This is a genomic window from Kluyvera ascorbata ATCC 33433, from assembly GCF_000735365.1.
In the GTDB taxonomy this organism is placed as follows: Bacteria; Pseudomonadota; Gammaproteobacteria; order Enterobacterales; family Enterobacteriaceae; genus Kluyvera; species Kluyvera ascorbata.
In genome coordinates this window covers 1-2,586 of the sequence record NZ_JMPL01000214.1, presented here as the reverse complement: position 1 = coordinate 2,586, position 2,586 = coordinate 1, and the positions used below count along the sequence as shown (strand labels likewise).

Annotated in this window: 2 protein-coding genes; one reads left to right on the top strand and one right to left on the bottom strand. The window is 50.9% G+C overall.

What is annotated here, in order from left to right; genetic code table 11:
* Nucleotides 1–177: 177 nt before the first annotated feature.
* Entirely contained in the window at nt 178–1,353 is a 1,176-nt protein-coding gene (locus tag GKAS_RS23170) for an oligogalacturonate lyase family protein (protein WP_035897866.1), read from the bottom strand.
* A 473-nt stretch (nt 1,354–1,826) separates the two neighbouring features.
* Between GKAS_RS23170 and kduI the strand changes: the two genes are divergently transcribed.
* The coding region (kduI, locus tag GKAS_RS23165; RefSeq protein ID WP_035897865.1) for a 5-dehydro-4-deoxy-D-glucuronate isomerase at nt 1,827–2,586 on the top strand (760 nt) is incomplete at its 3' end.

Below are 2,586 nucleotides of genomic sequence, written 5' to 3'. Positions count from 1 at the left end.
AATGTACGCACGGAGTAAAACCCTCACCCCAACCCTCTCCCTTAAAAAGGGAGAGGGGGCAGTCCGTGCGAGGGAATAATATTGTGCGCTCTTTCTTCTTTCCTGAACAACAGGCAAAAAAAGGCCCTCCGAAAGGAGGGCAAGGCCAGTTACAGAAACACAAAACTCAGAAGGTAATTATGCTTTCACTAATACACGTTCAGAGGGCAGCTTAGCGATGTACAGCGCCGGCTTGCCGTCCTTGTCAGAGCTGAACAGCACCGCGCTATCATCCGGGGTAAAGGACGGATGCGGGTGAGTCACCTGACGGCTGTTTTGTACCGTTGCCCACGACGTATCGTGACGAGCAACGCGGAAGTAGGCCTGTTTCGCCACGTCAAAGGCGTACAGATATGGATCGTTATCGATGGTGTAGCCGCTGGTGTCTTTCACATCGACCGGCGTACCGGAGCCGTCACCAACCAGCATGGTGCCGTCGAAGTTACTCATCAGGTGTGAGCAGGCAGGCATCTGCATCAGCGCTTCGTTAACGTTGGTATCCGGGTTGAAGCGATAGATAGTGCGGCCCTGTTTCCCTTTCAGGTAGGAGACGTACACCAGCGCGGAGCCGTTTGGTACCCAGAATTCGTGCGTACAGCTTTCGCCTTCCGCATGTTCTTTTACTTTGCGAACGTTAGTGCCGTCTTCGTTGACCAGCCACATGCGCGCGTCCACCAGGTCATGCGGGCCTTCATGGCAGAATGCGACGGTGCTGTCGTCAAACGGACGGTAAATTGGGTGACCAAGCCAGATTTTTTCTTCGTGGATCACCGCGCTTTCGCCGGTTTTCAGGTCAACGCGCAGCAGGCGGCAGTGCGGACCTTTATGGAAGAAATCGTGGAACAGCTGCCAGTCGTTCAGCGGCGTCCAGTCGCTTTTCGCAATCTCAATGCCAACCAGCTTGGTGCAGTCGCTGTTAGAGACCCAGGTGCCGTAGCCAACCCACTCTTCCGGCACGCGGTACACTTCGCGCTCGGCCATGGTTTTCAGGTTCACTTCCAGCAGGGTGCGGTCGTTCTTCACGTAATAGAGTGATTTATCATCTGGAGAGAGGAAACCACCAAACGTATTGTCGCCCGCGCCTTCGGTAAGCTGTACCGCTTCGGCGTTAGCCACGTCCAATAAGTAGTAGTTCCAATGGCCATCGAACTCGCCGGCAAATAACAGATGACTGCCATCATTAAAGAAACACTTCTGATAGAAGTAGTTACGATGACAAGTTACCTCCGGTGGCGTTAAGCGGGTGACTTCCGCGCCGGTATCTGGGTCGCGGCTGACCTCATAGTTCAATTTAACCCGCATGCCTTTAGCCATGATGCTCTCCTTTTACTCAAGCGGTCTCGGGGTGCTATCTCCCTCACAGGCCGATTTAGATGTTATTTTAAAAACTGAGTGTCAATTTATCAAAACAGCGTTTCATTGTTTGTGATGTCAGACTCACTTTATACGAAAAATTATCATCTCTGCTACTTTTTTGAGTAGCCATTCAGCGCGTTGTCAAGCCCACCTTTGTTTTCACGTCGTCCTTTCCACTAAAGTGGTAATTTTTCAAAGAAAGCTGTAACTGAATGAATAATATTGTTTTTTATTTTTTCGTAACGCGGATGAGGTGCGTATTCGTGATCGGTTTTGCATTTTTGAGAATATTACCCAGGAAAAATGAAACGATGTTTTATTTGCAATTGAAAACCCATTTCATCAGGGATAAGATACAAGCATTAAACAAATCGGAACGTAGTTTCGTTTCAATAAATAGAACATAAGACCACATTATCCTGGAGGTTCAGGTGGAAGTACGACAGAGCATTCATAGCGCTCATGCTAAAACGCTGGATACGCAGGGTCTTCGCGATGAGTTTTTAGTTGAGCAGGTTTTCAAGGCTGATGAATACACCATGGTGTATAGCCATATCGACCGCATTATCGTTGGCGGCATTATGCCGGTAGCGAAAACGGTCTCCGTCGGCGGTGAAGTTGGTAAACAGCTTGGCGTCAGCTATTTCCTTGAGCGTCGCGAGCTTGGCGTTATCAACATTGGCGGCGCGGGCACGATTACCGTTGACGGCCAGTGCTACGAAATTGGCCATCGCGATGCGCTTTACGTGGGTAAAGGCGCGAAAGAGGTGGTGTTCGCCAGCGTCGATGCGGCGAAACCGGCGAAGTTTTACTACAACTGCGCACCGGCCCATACGACTTATCCGACGAAAAAGGTCACGCCTGCGGACGTTGCGCCAGTGACGCTTGGGGATAACCTCACCAGCAACCGACGCACCATCAATAAATACTTTGTTCCCGATGTGCTGGAAACCTGCCAGCTCAGCATGGGCCTGACCGAACTGGCGCCAGGCAACCTGTGGAACACCATGCCGTGCCATACCCATGAGCGCCGCATGGAAGTGTACTTCTACTTCAACATGGATGAAGACAGCTGCGTGTTCCATATGATGGGGCAGCCGCAGGAGACGCGTCATATCGTCATGCATAACGAACAGGCGGTGATTTCACCGAGCTGGTCAATTCATTCCGGTGTCGGTACCAAAGCGTATA

Coding starts and splice junctions, on each gene's coding strand:
- GKAS_RS23170 (WP_035897866.1), bottom strand. CDS start 1,353: ATGGCTAAAGGCATGCGGGTTAAATTGAACTATGAGGTCAGCCGCGAC.